Below are 14992 nucleotides of genomic sequence, written 5' to 3' on the forward strand. Positions count from 1 at the left end.
TGCACCATGGAATGCCACGACACTATGTCGCAGATACTTAAGATGCTTTCTGCTAGCACCTTAAGCGCGCACGTTATAGATACGATTTATCGGCATCTTAAATGGAAATTACAATGGTCAAGCCACTTACCGAAGAATCTCTCTGCATCATCGAGGCGACTGCGCCCGTTGTCGCCTCACATATCAACCAAATCGTGCCCTGTATGTATGACAGGCTTTTGGCCGCGCCAGAGATACGGCCGCTGTTCAACATGTCACATCAACACGGCAATTCATCTCAGCATAAAGCGTTGGCAAATGCATTAGTCATCTATGCAACCCATATCCGCACACCGGGCTTCCTTTCGGATGCGCTTGAACGGATTGCGCAAAAACATACAGGTCTGCAAATATTGCCTGAACACTACCCCTATGTAGCGGACGCCTTGCTCGGCGCGGTGTCCGAGGTGCTAGGTGAGGCGGTGACGCCTGAGATTTTAGCGGCGTGGGGGGAGGCCTATTGGTTTCTTGCCAACACACTGATTGAGCGCGAAGAAGCGATTTACACCGTGTCCGAGACACAAAAAGGCGGGTGGCGTGGTTGGCGACGGTTTAAGATCATGTCCAAGGTGCTGGAGACCCCCGAAGTCATGTCGTTTATCTTGCGCCCCACCGATGGTGGTCCTGTACTCCGGCACCGTCCTGGTCAATATCTCAGCTTTCGGTTCTTTCCGTCGGTGGATGAGGAATGTCGGCGCAACTACTCGATCTCTTCAGCACCTGATGGGGAACACTACCGGATCACAGTTAAGCGTGAAGCTGGTGGGCAGATTTCGAACTGGCTGCACGACATGACTGACGTGGGCACCGAATTTGACGTAGCCGCGCCCGCAGGTGAGTTCTTCCTCGACCCAGCCGGAAAACGTGAGGTTGTGCTTTTGTCAGCGGGTGTAGGTATTACTCCGATGATCTCGATGTTGGAATGTTTCGGCGACAGTGATCTGCGGATTGTGGACATTCACGCGACGCGCGACAGTCAAAATCATGTGATGCGCGAAACCTCACGGGCGCGGGCAAATGAAAGCCATGTGTTCTACGAGTTTCCGACCGAAGACAACGTGACTAACGGATTCCTCAACGGGCGGGTTGACCCAAATTGGATTGTGACGGTCAGCGATCCATCCGCGGCGGATTATTTTATCTGCGGTCCTGTGGGTTTTATGCAGGCAATGGTCCACGGATTAAAGGCGGCCAATGTCCCCGAGGCCCGTATTCATTACGAATTTTTCGGGCCAGCTTCTGAAACCATTGGATGAGGCGAAATGCGCATACTTCTGTGTCACTATCTCCTGCCTGACATTCATGTAGGAGACAGTGACATGGTTATCTATGCGTTGCTAAAGGCGGCACTCTGGTGGGGGGCAAGGTATAGACACCTCGCCAGAGATGGCGGATCATCAGGCAGCAGCAGCTTCGGCGCGTTTCATCTGCTGATGTTCGTCTTCAATCATTCCCAGTTTCCAATACCCCGACAGGTAAGTTTGGGAGCGGTCGATACCTTTGGTCACGTGCAAAAACTGGCGCAGTGATTTGATGACGCCGCTTTCGCCTGCAATGCAGGTTTGAACCTGCCCTGACGGCCATTCCATTTGCTGGATTACATCAGTCAGTTGGGACGAGGCGGTATGTGGGTCAGGATGAACGAGCCAATGCTGGACAATCCCTGCGGGCGCATCAATCTCTTGGCGATCTGCTGCATTGGTCACTTCAAAAAATGCAACGCCTGTGGCGTCTTTCGGCATCGCCTCCAAAGTGGCTGCGACAACGGGAAGGGCAGATAGATCCGCAACGAGCAAATACCAATCTGCTTCAAACGCCGCGATTTTCAGTTGCCCGGGTCCAGCAAAGCCGCAGAAATCACCAGGTTTAGCGTTGATCGCCCAAGCCGAAGCAGGGCCGCTCTCCCCATGATCAACAAAGTCGATGTCCATTTCATGGGTGTCATGGCGGATGTGGCGTACGGTGTACGTGCGCACGGTGGGACGTGGGCCCGCATCAAACTGGTGCTCAAAGTCGGCACGCGTCTGGTTGGCCTCGGGGAGGAACAGTTTGCAATTTGCCCCTTCGCAGCCTTCGGGGATGCTCGCAATTTCCGGGCCATGAAAGGTTACGCGGATCATGTTCGGCGTTAAGTGATATGCGGATTTGACTGTCAAAATCCGTGGTGCTGGTTTGGATTTTTTATCTTTGGGTGTGATGCTCATGCGATGTCGCCTTGGCTTGATTTGCGATTCTGATCAACTGTCTGCGGCGCGGTTTCTATGCGGCCAAGCCAATTTAACATTTTGTTTCCTTCGGCTTTTTGCTCAGAAATTTTTAGGGCGCGTTAATTTTTTATATCTGACTATAACAATCGGGTATTGTCAATGTCACGGCCCCAAGGCTTACAGCATATGGCGTTTCGAGTGTTCTATATGAACATTGATTGGCGTACGCCAACATCACCGCAGTAAAAAGGGAGGGGGTTAGGAAAGGATGCGCATATCGATTTTGTGACAGCCCTTGCAAACCCGCGCAATTCACAGAAGTATGCAATCAATGCCGTTGATTTCAGGGAGGGGTAGCCGCGTTTTGTTAGAAACGCCTACCATGGATTTGCGGCAAAACACGCAGCGCGTCGGGGAGGACGGCTGCTGCGTGTATCGGAAGATCGACCGCTCTGTCCGTGTACGGCAGGGCGGTTGAATGTATTCATGTTTCTAGGGAGGAAACAAAATAATGCGAAATTCGATCAAAACAATGCTTGCCGGTGTGTCCATGTTGGCCACCACAGGGGCGCTTCATGCACAGAGCCTGACATTCGCTGGCGGTTGGCCACCCAACTCTGCGCCCACCGCAAAGCTGGAAGAATATGCCAAAGCGATTGAAGAGTATTCCGACGGCGAAGTGACAATGAAGGTCTTCCCGTTGTCGCTGCTCAGCTTTGCTGAGGTGAACTCAGGTGTGCGTGACGGCATTGCGGACACAGCGGCGAACCTGACGGCCTATTCGCCTGCAGAATTCCCCAACCTCAACATGCTGTCGGAATTCTCCGAACTGGTAGAGTTGGAGGCATTTTCGGGTGAGCTAAGCTCGACTGCATTTGCGGGCGCGGTCTCGGAGCATGTCATGTTGAACTGCGGGGATTGCCAGACCGAGGTCGCCGCCCAGAACCAAGTTTATCTTGGGTCAGGCTCGACCACATCTTATGTGCTGCAATGTATGGTCCCGTTGAATTCTGTTGATGATCTGAAAGGCAAACGCATTCGTGCGGCGGGTGCCTATTGGGCACGTTGGGCTGAAACTGTTGGTGCGGTTCCCGTGTCGATGTCGGTAAATGAAACCCTTGAAGGTCTTAATCAAGGGGTTGTTGATTGTACGGCCAGCAACACGGCAGACTTTGTGAACTTTGGTTTCATCGACGTTGTTAAATACCTCTATGTAGGTCTGCCCGGTGCGCAGTTTAACGTGCCTTTCACAATCAACAAAGACACATGGGGTGATATGTCCGTGGCTGCAAAAACTGCGACACTGCGTGCCAGTGCCAAAGTGGTCGCAGATATCACGTGGGTCTACATCGAAGAAGGCCGCGCAGGCAAAGTACGCGCGCCGGACCTCGGGATTGAATATGTCGATGCGTCAGCGGATCTGGTTCAACTGAACCGTGACTTTATCGCCAAGGACAACGACGAGGTCGCTAACATCTACAAAGACCGCTTTGGTCTGGAGACAGGTGCCGCAGCAGCCGAGCAACTGAATACGATGTTGGCGAAGTGGACTGACCTGACCAAAGATGTCGACAGTGGTGAAAAGCTGGCCGAGATATACTGGAACGAGATTTACTCCAAAATAGACGTCGCCAGCTACGGTCAGTAATCGCGATTACGTCCCGATAATTGCACAGGGCATTGACGTAGTTTCAATGCCCTGTGCGGACGACCTCAGGAGGACAACCCATGTTTAAGATTGGTAGGCTGCTATCAATGCTGGCCAAGGCATCATCCCTCATCGGGACGCTTTGTGTTATTGCAATGATGCTTCATGTGACGGCTGATGTTGCTGGACGGTATTTGTTCAACGCACCGTTGCCCGGCACGATTGTTGTCGTGGCCAACTATTATATGATTATTCTTGTCTTTCTTGCCATCGGCGTGGCGGAGGAAAAGAAGGCGCATATTTCGGTTGAGTTTGTGGCGGATATGATGCCCCAGCGGGTGCAAAACGGGTTTTCCGTATTCTCTAGCCTGTTCACGGTCGGTGTCATCGGTGTGCTGATGGTTGCGGGGTATTCTGCCGCCGAGAAGAAAACCAAAATTGGTGCCACATTGGAACAAGGATCGCAGATGATCGAAGTCTGGCAAAGCTATTGGGCCATTCCGGTTGGCGCTGCCTTGATGGCGTTGATCGCGGCCTACCGTGTGATCGTGACTGTCACTGGCCAGCGCAGTGGACTGAATGAAACTGATGAAAATGCAAAGTTTATAAATGACTGATGTTGGAATTGGCCTTATGGGCCTCGCGGCGCTGATCGCCTTGATTTCTATGCGCGTGCCGATTGGCATCGCACTGATAGGTGTCTCTTTTACCGGATTATGGACGCTGATGGGGCCGCGGGTCGCATGGGGGGCTATGGGATTGATCCCATATCAATTCACCAGCAGTTGGATTTTATCCTCGATCCCTATGTTCTTGTTTCTGGGGTTCATCAGTTATCATACAAATCTGACACGGGGCATGTTTAACGCCGCACGCGTCTGGATGTCGGGTGTGCCGGGGGGCTTGGCGATAGCGTCCATCTTCGGTTCTGCCGGTTTTGCGGCGGTATCTGGATCATCCATTGCCTGTTCGGCGGCGATGGGCCGCATCGCGATCCCCGAGATGATGAAACACAAATACCACCCTGAATTGGCGACAGGTACAGTTGCTGTTGCAGGCACCATTGGCGCGCTGATCCCACCCTCGATCATTCTGATCTTGTACGGTGTGATTGCGCAGGTTTCGATAACCGACCTGTTTTTGGGTGGCGTATCTGCCGGGCTTTTGACCGCAGTAGGCTATGTTCTGGTGGTGCTGATACGGGTCAAGCTGAACCCGTCATTGGCGCCCGAACGGGATGGCAATGTCACCATGCGCGATAAGGTGTTGGCATTAAAGGATACGTGGCCGTTGCTGTTGATCATGATCGGCATTTTTGGCGGCCTGTTTGGCGGTGTTTTTACCCCGACCGAAGCTGGCGCTGTGGGCGCATTTTTGGCCTGTATTGTGGCAATTGTAACCGGAGAAATGACCTTTGATCGGTTTTTTCTGGCCGCCCGCGAGACACTTACCACAACGGCAGCGTTGTTGATTATTGCCATCGGGGCCAGTCTGCTCACGCGTTTTCTGGCGTTGTCGGGGGCAGGGGACTACCTGTCGTCGGGGATATTGTCTGTATCAAGCAACCCCGTGTTGCTGATGATTGGTATCGTCTTGGTTTACCTGCTGATCGGGATGTTTCTGGAACCGATTGGCGCGATGCTGCTAACACTGCCGATCATCCTGCCCGTGGTCGATGCCTCTGGGTGGAGCCTGCTTTGGTTCGGTATTGTACTGACCAAGCTGTTGGAAATCGGAATGATCACGCCGCCCATCGGGATGAATGTTTTTGTGATCAAAAGCGTTGTGGGCGATCTGGTTAAAACCTCCGCGATCTTCCGCGGTGTGCTGTGGTTTATCGTGGCCGACCTCATACTGGTCGCCATTCTTTGCGCCTTTCCGGCGCTTGTGCTGACGTTGCCCGAACTGCTGGGCTAGACCGTTGATTTTACAAAGGGAATATTAGGATGGATCATAACGTTCATGTACGTCGCGCCCGCAGTCAACAATTGGGTGACCTGCTGCGGCGGTCTGCGGGGCGGATGCCAACGAAGACGGCATTGGTGTTTCGCGGTGAAAGTGACAGTTTCGCGGAACTGGACGCGGCGGTGGACCGTGCTGCAAACGGGTTGGCGGCACAGGGGGTTACCAAAGGTGACCGCATCGCACTGCTGAGCCATAACAACCGGACCTTTGTGGTGCTGCGGTTTGCGCTGGCACGGTTGGGTGCAGTGACAACGCCAGTGAACTTCATGCTCAACGCAGAAGATACGGCCTATATTCTGGATCACTCGGGCGCGTCGATGTTGATCGCCGAGGATGCGCTATGTGCGACTGGGGATGCGGCTTTGGCGATCCTCAACCGCGACATGCCGAGGTTTTCCATCCCCCACGGCGACGGCTCCATGCCTGAGGGCTGGCAGCCGGTATCCGTGATCCTTGATCATGCAGAAGGTGGAGCGGTCTGGACCGATCTGACCGCTGATGATCCGGTGCAAATGATGTATACAAGCGGCACTGAATCGCGGCCAAAAGGGGCTTTGCTCACATCAGACGCGCTCTATGCGCAATACACCAGTTGCATTGTCGATGGCGACATGACGGCAGATGCGATTTCGCTGCATTGTTTGCCTCTGTTCCATTGCGCACAGCTTGATTGCTTCCTCAGTCCTGATCTTTACCTCGGCGCGACCTCAATCTTGCATGACAAGGCTGATCCGGCGGAAATGCTGGAAGCGATTGAAGCGCATGGCGTGACCAAGCTGTTTTGCCCACCGACAATCTGGATCGCGCTGTTGCGGCACCCCGACTTTGACACACGTGATCTAAGCAGCTTGAATGCGGGCTATTACGGCGCGTCGATCATGCCCACTGCCGTGATTGAAGAACTGGCAGGCCGCCTACCCAACATGCGTTTGTATAATTTCTATGGTCAGACAGAGATGGCCCCGATTGCGACGATCCTGCGGCCCGAAGACCAGATGCGCAAGCTCGGCTCGGCGGGGCGGCCTGCGTTGAATGTTGAAACCCGTGTGGTGGATGACAATGATCAGCCGTTGCCAGTAGGGGAAGTGGGTGAGGTGGTGCACCGCAGCCCGCATTTGATCACAGAATATTATAAGAACCCTGATAAAACCGCAGACGCATTTCGCGGCGGATGGTTCCACAGCGGCGATTTGGGGCGGTTTGATGAGGACGGATATCTTTATATTATCGACCGCAAGAAAGACATGATCAAAACGGGCGGTGAGAACGTGGCCAGCCGCGAAGTGGAAGAGGCGATTTTCCGTCATCCCGATGTGGCAGAGGTGGCCGTGTTCGGCGTGCCGCATCCAAAATGGATCGAAGCGGTGACAGCAATTGTGGTGCTCAAGGCGGGTACAACGGCTACAGTGGATGACATCCATGCCTATTGTCAGGAACATCTGAGCCACTTTAAAGCGCCCAAGCATATCGACATCACGGATCAACTGCCGAAAAATGCCAGCGGCAAGCTGCTCAAGCGTGAGTTGCGGCAGCAGTATAATGATTGTTTTTCATAAGAGCTGCTTGCAGCGGGTAGTGGACATATTTCAGCCCGCTGAAAGCTGTACCACGCCAGCTCGGTGACCGCTGACTGCTATCTGGAAAACATCGTCAACTAGAGAGCATATCTGCGTTTGGTCTGTGGCGCATGTGGACAGGTAAAGGCGCCCGCGAAAGATCGGGCGCCTAATGTTGTCAGGTGACGGGGTCACTCTCTTCTGATGGGGCGGGTATGTCCTCATCTGCTTTGGGCATATCCAGAATATCATTGGCCACTCCAGCCAGCCCGTTCTCAAGACTGATCCCAAGCTCTTTCCCGAGCGCTTGCATGGCAGGCATCTGAAGCGCCATCCCAAGAATGGAATCCAACGCTTGATTGACTGGGGTGCCGCCATTTCCTGCGGTTTCATCACCGCCGCCACTACCGCGGCCCATGCCTGTCACTTGATGGATTTTGATCGAGTCGATCTTTTCCGCAGGTCTGACCATCTCGGCGATGATCGCGGGCATGGCTTCTAGAGTTGCCAAACGAACCTTCATTGCGATGATTTCAGCACTCAATTCATTTTCCGAGTTTGCAATCGCGGTCTGGCCTTCAGCGGTTGCCAATAGGTCAGCTTTCTTAGCGTCGGCGCGTATGATCATGGCATTCGCGTCTGCTTGTGCTTCTTCAAGCTTGGCGGATGCCCGGTCACTTGCGGCGTCTCTTTCCGCAGCGGCAGAAAGGCGAATACCTGTCGCCTGACGCTCGGCGTCTTTCTCGGCCTCGATGAGAGTAATGCGTTTCTGACGTTCAGCGTTGGCGACCGCACGCGCAGTTTCAATGGCTTCCGAAGCTTTCACGGCCTCTGCACGGGCGTTGTCGGCAGATGCACGCGCTTGGCTTTCCTCTTCGGATTTTTTGGCGACGATGATCTGGCGTTCTTGATCGGCGACTTCAAGCTCGCGTTCTTTACCAATCTCCGCCTCGCGGATGGTACGTTCGCGATCAATTTCAGATGCCCGCACAGCGCGTTCGCGTTCAATCCGTGCCTGATCTTTTGCTTGATCCGAGGCCTCCTGATTGCGCGCAATCTCGGCTTCCTGACGCGCTTGCAAAGTTTGGATTTCTTGAATTTGCGTGATGGATGCTTCTTTTTGCTCACGGTCGATCTGATACTTCAGCCGCTCGGCTTCCATCTCGGAGCGGGCTACGGCCACATCCGCCTCTGCAGTAATTTCGGCGCGCTGTTTGCGCGAGGTTGCGATCACCGCTGCCAGCTTTTGCATGCCGACTGCGTTAAACGCGTTATTCTCGTCCAGCGATTCAAATGGCGTTTGGTCCAAGGCGGTCAGTGACACGGCCTCAAGCTCTAGACCGTTCTTCAGCAGATCTTCGGAAATGGCGTTCTGCACTTCCTGAACAAAACTCGCGCGATTTTCATGCAGCTCATCCATGGTCATTTGCGCGGCGACGGCACGCAAACCGTCGATCAGCTTGCCTTCAATCATCTCGCGCAGTTGATCAACATGGAATGTACGGTCACCCAGCGTTTGTGCTGCGCGTGAAATGCCATCATCCGTGGCGTTTACCGAAACGTAAAATTCAACCCCGACATCTACGCGCATACGGTCCTTGGTGATGAGCGATTGTTCGTTCACACGCGCCACTTCAAGTCGCAGCGTCTTCATGTTGACCTTGGCGATTTCGTGTAGGAAGGGCACAACGATTGTGCCGCCGTCCATAATTACCTTTTTACCGCCCGATCCGGTTTTGACGAGGCTCGTCTCGCGGGTGGCACGTTTATAAAGCCGCGCCATAATCAGGCCGATAAAAATCAGGAGGCCAACGATGATAGCGGAAATTGTAATGATACTTGTTAAGTCCATGAGGTTCTCCATAGAGCCGTGTGTGAGAGTGTTTATTTGGTGAAATGTCGATTAGATAACGAAAAACTTGTCGCCTCGTTTGCGGATTAGCGTAACGCTGCTGCCTTGCGGAAATAGACCATCGTCATCCAAGGGTTCGACGCGCAAATAGTGAAAATTTCCATAACGATCTTTTATTTTGGCTTCTGCGGGTTTTCCGCGTGATGCTGTGCCTTGGGTGATTGTGCCGCGATGCCCACCTAGAAACCGCGTGCGCATTGCGCTGGTTTCTGTCTTTGGCATAATCAGAGCGACCCAATTGGCGATGACGCGGGTCACGCCCAGGGCAGGCACGAAGGCAATCAGGATAGCCAGGGTTGTAAATAGTGGCGTCCCAAAGATGGAGTTTGTGATCGACTGAATGACTAAGCCGAATAGGCCGAACATTGTTAAGAACGAAACAAACCAAATCAAGAAGGGTACATCACGTGCCCCTATCCACGTCAAAATGCCTGAAGGCGCGGCCGAGAGGTCTCCCACTGGATCGGCATCTAGCCCCTCAATGTCTATGTCAGATGACAGGTCGAAATCCATATCGGCATCAATGTCTGGCGTCTCGCCGCCCAATCCGAGAACGGTCGCGCCTAGGAATAAGCTAATAATCTCAATAATAAAAAGCCCGGCGACCACTGAAAGAGCAATCAAAAACGGGAGTGCATTTGGTGTCAAAAATAGATCAAACATGTAGTCTCCTTCCATCAATATATAGCACTAATTAGCAAAAATGTTAGCTATAAATATGCAAATTTGTGATCTTGTTTTAAATTTATTGTATTTTGGTCAGTGTTTCGGCTATCTTCTATGAAGAATTCGTCAGAAAAACGACTTGAAGGTGACTATGCCGGACTTCATTCAACGTAGACGGCTTGCCCGTATCCTTGATCGCAGCGCAGAGCAGTTTGCTGACTGCTCGCCGCCTGAAAAGGGCTGGATCGCAACAATGCGGCTGGCGCTGGGGATGTCGGCGGAACAAGTTGCGCGCCGTAAAGGCGTAAGTCGCAATGCCGTTTATCAGGCTGAGCGGAGCGAAAAAGAAGGCTCGATTTCGTTGAAGCAGATGGAGAGCTTGGCTGCGGTTATGGGCGGAACCTTTGTTTATGCCATTGTGCCAAACGCGCCGATCGAGCAGTTGAAGTATCAACAAGCGTTTAAACGCGCAGAGGCAATGGCAGCGCAACACGCGAGCTTTGCGCAATGGTCGCCAGATGAGCGTCAAGATTGGATCGATGACACAGCAGCGCAGCAGCTGCACGACATGCACACTGATTTTTGGGACGACAGTTAAAATTGGTAGAGGTTCTAAATCCGTAAGGTTCACGTAAGCTTACGGTGATTATTCGGCGCACATGTAACATGAGTGCGCTATAAAATGATTTCCCAACTTATTTCTACAACACGGCGTCGCTTAACGCGGCGCCAAATCGTCTTGTCACCTGTAGTGTTGATGGCTGTAACGACACTGTTTGTCCTGTTGGTGGACAATCGGACGTTTTGGTCAACCGGAGCTGATGTCTTCAGAGGTCAAACATTGGCCTTGGTTGGTATTGGCGGGGCAGTGTATTTTCTGACGCTGGCCGTTTTTAGCGCCTTTGCCCTGCCTTGGGTGGTAAAGCCGTTTGCAATTTTCATCCTGATCCTGAGCAGTGTTTCATCCTACTACATGGATAACCTTGGTGTATTTATTGACCGGAATATGATCCAGAATGTCATGGTCACAACCGTCAATGAATCCAAGCACTTGATTACCTTGGATTTCCTTTCACATGTTTTGATTTACGGCATCGTGCCATCTTTGGTTGTTGCGTTGGGTATCAAGATAAAAAAACAGCGCAAGCTGGTGATGTTCGGTGCGCCTGTTGCCGTCGCGGCTTTGTCTGTGCTTTTGACCGTTGGTCTACTGTTCACAAATTACAAAGATTATTCGGCGGTTGTGAGAGCGAAAAGAGACTTTATGGGCAGCTATCAACCGGGCGCGCCCCTTGTCGGGACTGTTCGATATGCAAGTATGGTTGGCAAAACGTTGAATGTGGTGGCGCAGCCAATCGGCCAAGACGCAGTGAAGGGGCCATCATATGATAAGCGTGATAAACCGTCACTGACCATTCTGGTTGTCGGGGAAACCGCACGGGCGCAGAACTTTAGCCTGAACGGCTACGCCGTCGATACAAACCCTGAGCTGTCCAAGCTTCCAATTCTTAACTTTGACAACGTATCATCCTGCGGCACCGCGACGGCGGTGTCGTTGCCCTGCATGTTCTCAAAATTTGGCAGGGCGGATTATACTTTTGAGAAAGGGCTGGCGAACCAGAATGTTCTGGATGTGCTCTCTAACGCGGATGTGAATGTAGAGTGGTGGGACAACAATACCGGTGACAAGGGGCTTGCGGCGCGCATTCCGACACGGTCCTTTTCAGTGGGTCCAGACTCGGAATTTTGCAGAGCTGGCGAATGTGATGATGGCGTATTTCTCGAAAATCTTAGAACTTATGCCGAAGGGATCACAAAAGATACTGTTCTAGTCTTTCACCAGATAGGCACACATGGACCGGCCTATTATCTGCGATACCCGCCAGAGCTTGAAAAATTCAAACCTGCCTGCCGAACATCTGAATTCAAAAAATGTACGCGGCAAGAGATTGTGAATACCTACGATAATACAATCGCATACACAGATAAAGTTCTGGCCGAGACGATCCGCTTTTTACAAAGTCAGGACGATCTGAGCGCATCGCTTCTTTACATGTCAGATCATGGGGAGTCCTTGGGCGAAGGGGGTGTCTACCTTCATGGAACGCCTTATTTTATGGCCCCTGAAGAACAGACAAAGGTCCCCATGATTTTGTGGATGTCGGACAAGTTCGAAAATCAGTTCAATATCATGAGTGACTGCCTGTCTGGCAAAACATCATCCGCATTAAGTCAGGATAACTTGTTCCATTCACTCTTGGGAATGCTGGATATTAAGACGGACGAATATAATGAAAACCTCGATTTCTTTGCCTCTTGCAAAGGGCAAAAGCAAGTGAGTTTGCAATGATGTCTGAACACAATACCGTACGGCCGAAGCCTGCCCGCATTACTGGCATCAGGCATGTTTTTGCGGCGGCTGGATACTCTATCGGGGGCGTAAGGCGGCTTTGGCAGGAAACAGCATTCCGGCATATCTTGCTGGCATTGGTGATTTGTTTGGCATTGCTATTTGCCATTGACGCCAGCGTGATGGAATTCAGCGGGTTGTTGGTTTTGTTCTTCGCGCTTGTCGCTGTCGAAGCACTCAACACGGCGATTGAATGTATCGTCGACCACCTTGCGCCAAACTGGGCAGAATTCGCACGAGATGCCAAGGATTTGGGGTCTCTCGCAACGATGTGCTTGCTTTTGGCAAATGGTATCTATCTAGGCAGCCTTATGCTTGAGTACTTCGAGGTGCTTTAAATTATCTTTATCTGATAACTGTGCCAGTGTCTTATATCGCGAGCCGCAAGTAAGCCGAATTCAGGGATTAGATCATGCGTATATTGTTGATTGAGGACGAAGCAGATTTGGCAGCGCCGGTCATTGATCATTTGAAAGCTGATCAAAATGTCGTTGATTGGTTTTCAACACTGTCTGACGGAGACAGTGCGGCGCGCGATATTGAATACAATGTCATCCTGCTTGATCTTCAGCTGCCGGATGGGGATGGGTTGGCGCTGCTGAAATCGGTCAGGTCACGTAATCAGCACACCCCAATCATTATTCTTACCGCGCGGGACAAGATATCTGATCGGATAAAGGGATTGAACGAAGGCGCTGATGATTATGTTATCAAGCCTTTTGATCTGGATGAGTTGACTGCACGGATCAACACAGTTTGTCGCCGGACGTCAGAGCGGTCTAGTCAGATCGTTTCCATTGGCGACATCAGTGTTGATTTGAATGCACACTCGGTGTCGCGGGGCGGCGAAAGTATCAGATTAACTGCAAAAGAATGGGGCGTGTTTGAGTGCCTCATAACAAGACGATCCAAAATCGTGCCAAAAGAAACCCTGGAACTTTCCCTCTACGCTTTTGGGGATGAGATCGAGAGCAATGCAATCGAAGCCCATGTGAGTAGGTTGCGTGGTAAGCTGGGCAAGGAACTGATCATCACGCATCGCGGCCTTGGGTATCGGCTGGAAGCATGAGCCAGCACCCCAAGAGCCTTCTTCGCACACTTTTGAAATCTATGCTTGTGCCAAGTATCGTGGCCATCATTCTGGGCGGGACCTTCGCCTTTTTGACTGTAAGAAATGAATATGATGAAGTGTTGGACGATAGTTTGACCGATCGGGCATATTTGCTGCTTGGCATGATGCAGGAAACGTTGGCGACCGATGGCCAGCAACAACTGCCCATCATATCTGAACTATTAGCATTTGAAGACGAAATACTTGCCGCCAGAGATCGGACAGTGTTTTGGCTACTGGATGCAAACGGAAGGGTATTAGAGCGGTCACCACTGGCTGTTGAAGGGCTGTTCCCATCTGGCATGGAGCAAGGCTTTACCTTTGCAAACGGCTATCGGTTCAGGATGTTGAATGATCCGTCAGGCGCTGCGATCGTCGTGGGTGAACCTCTACATGAGCGGGATGAGGCCATCGGTGAAATCGTGTTAGGTGTCATGCTTGGCTTTCTTACGTTGGTTGTCATCATGTGGATCACAACCGTCAGGTCGTTACGCCTTGCTGTTGCGTCTATCGAAACCCTGAGTGAGAATATTGCGGGTAAAAGCGAGCATAATCTGACAGCCATTGATCGTAGCCATTCATTTCACGAGATTGAGCCCGCCCTTGATACGTTGGATGAATTGATGGTGCGGCTCAATACAGCGATCGTGGCTGAACGAGAGTTCGCAACCGTCGCCGCGCATGAGCTAAGGACACCAATTGCGATTTGCCTCGCACATGTCCAACGCCTTAAAGCGAGGTTGGAAGTGCCCAAAGCCGTAGGCAACGCAGAGGCAATTGAACAGGGCCTCAAGCGTTTGTCACGGTTGGTGGAACGGCTTCTGCAATTGTCACGCGCACAATCTGGTTTGGGCATAAGTTCCGAAGTGTCAGATATAAATGAGGTGACCAAGTTGCTGCTGGGTGAGTTGCGAAAACGACTGCCAAGAGCGCATAGGGTTGAAGTCCGTGACCCCACTGGCATTTACGAGAGTAATATAGACCCGGACGCTTTTGGCATCATACTGAGCAATCTTTTCGAAAACGCGCTGAAGTATTGCGATGGTCCAGACGGGATCATGATAAATGCGTCCTCCGCTGGTGAGGTTTCAATATCCAACGACTGCGCGGCACTGACCGACGAGGAAGTTACAGAGATAACAAAGCGGTTTGTGCGCAAGTCGAATTCAGATGACGGATTTGGTCTTGGGTTGTCGATTGTTCAATCCCTCTGTGATCAGACCGGCTGTGTTCTAGAAATCACATCACCGATGCGTGGCAGCTCACGTGGATTTACGGCCACTTTGAAACTGCCTGCCCAAATCACACCAGATGCTTAGGCTCAGGGCTTATAACCAGAATATCACTGTTGCAGCGAGAACGACGGCGAGAGGAATACCTTGGGGCATCGGTCATCACATGTTGCCACGCGCCGCCAATCTTTGAGTCTGACAAGCATGATCTTGACCCGGTTGCGCTAAAAAACAAGACAACGTGGC

At 51.9% G+C, this 14992-nt stretch carries 13 protein-coding genes and 1 pseudogene; 10 read left to right on the plus strand and 4 right to left on the minus strand.

Translation table 11 applies throughout. The annotated features are described in order from the left end of the window. The first annotated feature begins 113 nt into the window (after positions 1-113). Positions 114-1295 carry an NO-inducible flavohemoprotein gene (hmpA, locus tag GGR95_RS12195; protein ID WP_184566210.1) on the plus strand — a complete coding sequence of 394 codons (1182 nt, stop codon included), beginning with the start codon at positions 114-116 and terminating at the stop codon, positions 1293-1295. Between the two features lie 141 nt (positions 1296-1436). On the opposite strand, the gene GGR95_RS12200 is transcribed toward hmpA, so the two are convergent. Beyond that, positions 1437-2243, minus strand: coding sequence for a siderophore-interacting protein (locus GGR95_RS12200; protein WP_184566212.1), 807 nt, complete (start codon positions 2241-2243; stop codon positions 1437-1439). A gap of 514 nt (positions 2244-2757) precedes the next feature. On the opposite strand from GGR95_RS12200, the gene GGR95_RS12205 reads away from it, so the two are divergent. The 4 genes from GGR95_RS12205 (at position 2758) to GGR95_RS12220 (ending at position 7415) form a co-directional block, all read left to right on the plus strand. Further along, complete coding sequence (locus GGR95_RS12205; protein ID WP_184566214.1) at positions 2758-3894, plus strand: C4-dicarboxylate TRAP transporter substrate-binding protein; 1137 nt, start codon at positions 2758-2760, stop codon at positions 3892-3894. Between the two features lie 80 nt (positions 3895-3974). Further along, positions 3975-4511 carry a TRAP transporter small permease gene (locus GGR95_RS12210; RefSeq protein WP_184566216.1) on the plus strand — a complete coding sequence of 179 codons (537 nt, stop codon included), beginning with the start codon at positions 3975-3977 and terminating at the stop codon, positions 4509-4511. Continuing rightward, a complete protein-coding gene (locus GGR95_RS12215) occupies positions 4504-5811 on the plus strand; it encodes a TRAP transporter large permease (RefSeq protein ID WP_184566219.1) in 1308 nt (435 codons plus the stop codon). Before GGR95_RS12210 ends, GGR95_RS12215 begins: the two co-directional genes overlap by 8 nt. A 29-nt stretch (positions 5812-5840) precedes the next feature. Next, positions 5841-7415: an acyl-CoA synthetase gene (locus GGR95_RS12220; protein ID WP_184566221.1), complete on the plus strand. Its 1575-nt coding sequence runs from the start codon at positions 5841-5843 to the stop codon at positions 7413-7415. 178 nt (positions 7416-7593) lie between these two features. On the opposite strand, the gene GGR95_RS12225 is transcribed toward GGR95_RS12220, so the two are convergent. Continuing rightward, positions 7594-9267, minus strand: coding sequence for a flotillin family protein (locus tag GGR95_RS12225; protein WP_184566223.1), 1674 nt, complete (start codon positions 9265-9267; stop codon positions 7594-7596). Between the two features lie 51 nt (positions 9268-9318). Then, positions 9319-9990, minus strand: a complete 672-nt coding sequence (locus tag GGR95_RS12230) for a YqiJ family protein (RefSeq protein ID WP_184566225.1) — start codon at positions 9988-9990, stop codon at positions 9319-9321. 154 nt (positions 9991-10144) lie between these two features. Between GGR95_RS12230 and GGR95_RS12235 the strand changes: the two genes are divergently transcribed. The 5 genes from GGR95_RS12235 (at position 10145) to GGR95_RS12255 (ending at position 14833) form a co-directional block, all read left to right on the plus strand. Then, complete coding sequence (locus GGR95_RS12235; RefSeq protein WP_184566227.1) at positions 10145-10591, plus strand: helix-turn-helix domain-containing protein; 447 nt, start codon at positions 10145-10147, stop codon at positions 10589-10591. An 84-nt stretch (positions 10592-10675) separates the two neighbouring features. Further along, positions 10676-12343, plus strand: a complete 1668-nt coding sequence (locus GGR95_RS12240; RefSeq protein ID WP_184566229.1) for a phosphoethanolamine transferase — start codon at positions 10676-10678, stop codon at positions 12341-12343. Then, the gene (locus GGR95_RS12245) at positions 12340-12741 is read left to right on the plus strand and encodes a diacylglycerol kinase (protein WP_246423366.1); all 402 of its coding nucleotides are present in this window, start codon (positions 12340-12342) and stop codon (positions 12739-12741) included. Before GGR95_RS12240 ends, GGR95_RS12245 begins: the two co-directional genes overlap by 4 nt. Positions 12742-12815: 74 nt before the next feature. After that, positions 12816-13472: a response regulator transcription factor gene (locus tag GGR95_RS12250; RefSeq protein WP_184566231.1), complete on the plus strand. Its 657-nt coding sequence runs from the start codon at positions 12816-12818 to the stop codon at positions 13470-13472. A gap of 41 nt (positions 13473-13513) precedes the next feature. Then, positions 13514-14833 (plus strand): sensor histidine kinase, encoded by a 1320-nt coding sequence (locus GGR95_RS12255; protein WP_246423367.1) that lies wholly within the window; start codon positions 13514-13516, stop codon positions 14831-14833. A 9-nt stretch (positions 14834-14842) separates the two neighbouring features. Here the strand turns inward: GGR95_RS12255 and GGR95_RS12260 are convergent. Then, positions 14843-14970, minus strand: a pseudogene (locus GGR95_RS12260) (IS5/IS1182 family transposase); the annotation flags it as partial. Between the last annotated feature and the right edge of the window lie 22 nt (positions 14971-14992).

Origin of the sequence: Sulfitobacter undariae (genome assembly GCF_014196805.1) — a bacterium.
Taxonomy (GTDB): Bacteria; Pseudomonadota; Alphaproteobacteria; order Rhodobacterales; family Rhodobacteraceae; genus Sulfitobacter; species Sulfitobacter undariae.

What these genes read in the sequence shown, in the direction of transcription:
- GGR95_RS12235 (WP_184566227.1), top strand. Translation starts at nt 10,145, where the DNA reads ATGCCGGACTTCATTCAACGTAGACGGCTTGCCCGTATCCTTGATCGC.
- GGR95_RS12205 (WP_184566214.1), top strand. Translation starts at nt 2,758, where the DNA reads ATGCGAAATTCGATCAAAACAATGCTTGCCGGTGTGTCCATGTTGGCC.
- GGR95_RS12250 (WP_184566231.1), top strand. Translation starts at nt 12,816, where the DNA reads ATGCGTATATTGTTGATTGAGGACGAAGCAGATTTGGCAGCGCCGGTC.
- hmpA (WP_184566210.1), top strand. Translation starts at nt 114, where the DNA reads ATGGTCAAGCCACTTACCGAAGAATCTCTCTGCATCATCGAGGCGACT.
- GGR95_RS12215 (WP_184566219.1), top strand. Translation starts at nt 4,504, where the DNA reads ATGACTGATGTTGGAATTGGCCTTATGGGCCTCGCGGCGCTGATCGCC.
- GGR95_RS12240 (WP_184566229.1), top strand. Translation starts at nt 10,676, where the DNA reads ATGATTTCCCAACTTATTTCTACAACACGGCGTCGCTTAACGCGGCGC.
- GGR95_RS12245 (WP_246423366.1), top strand. Translation starts at nt 12,340, where the DNA reads ATGATGTCTGAACACAATACCGTACGGCCGAAGCCTGCCCGCATTACT.
- GGR95_RS12200 (WP_184566212.1), bottom strand. Translation starts at nt 2,243, where the DNA reads ATGAGCATCACACCCAAAGATAAAAAATCCAAACCAGCACCACGGATT.
- GGR95_RS12220 (WP_184566221.1), top strand. Translation starts at nt 5,841, where the DNA reads ATGGATCATAACGTTCATGTACGTCGCGCCCGCAGTCAACAATTGGGT.
- GGR95_RS12210 (WP_184566216.1), top strand. Translation starts at nt 3,975, where the DNA reads ATGTTTAAGATTGGTAGGCTGCTATCAATGCTGGCCAAGGCATCATCC.
- GGR95_RS12255 (WP_246423367.1), top strand. Translation starts at nt 13,514, where the DNA reads ATGCTTGTGCCAAGTATCGTGGCCATCATTCTGGGCGGGACCTTCGCC.
- GGR95_RS12230 (WP_184566225.1), bottom strand. Translation starts at nt 9,990, where the DNA reads ATGTTTGATCTATTTTTGACACCAAATGCACTCCCGTTTTTGATTGCT.
- GGR95_RS12225 (WP_184566223.1), bottom strand. Translation starts at nt 9,267, where the DNA reads ATGGACTTAACAAGTATCATTACAATTTCCGCTATCATCGTTGGCCTC.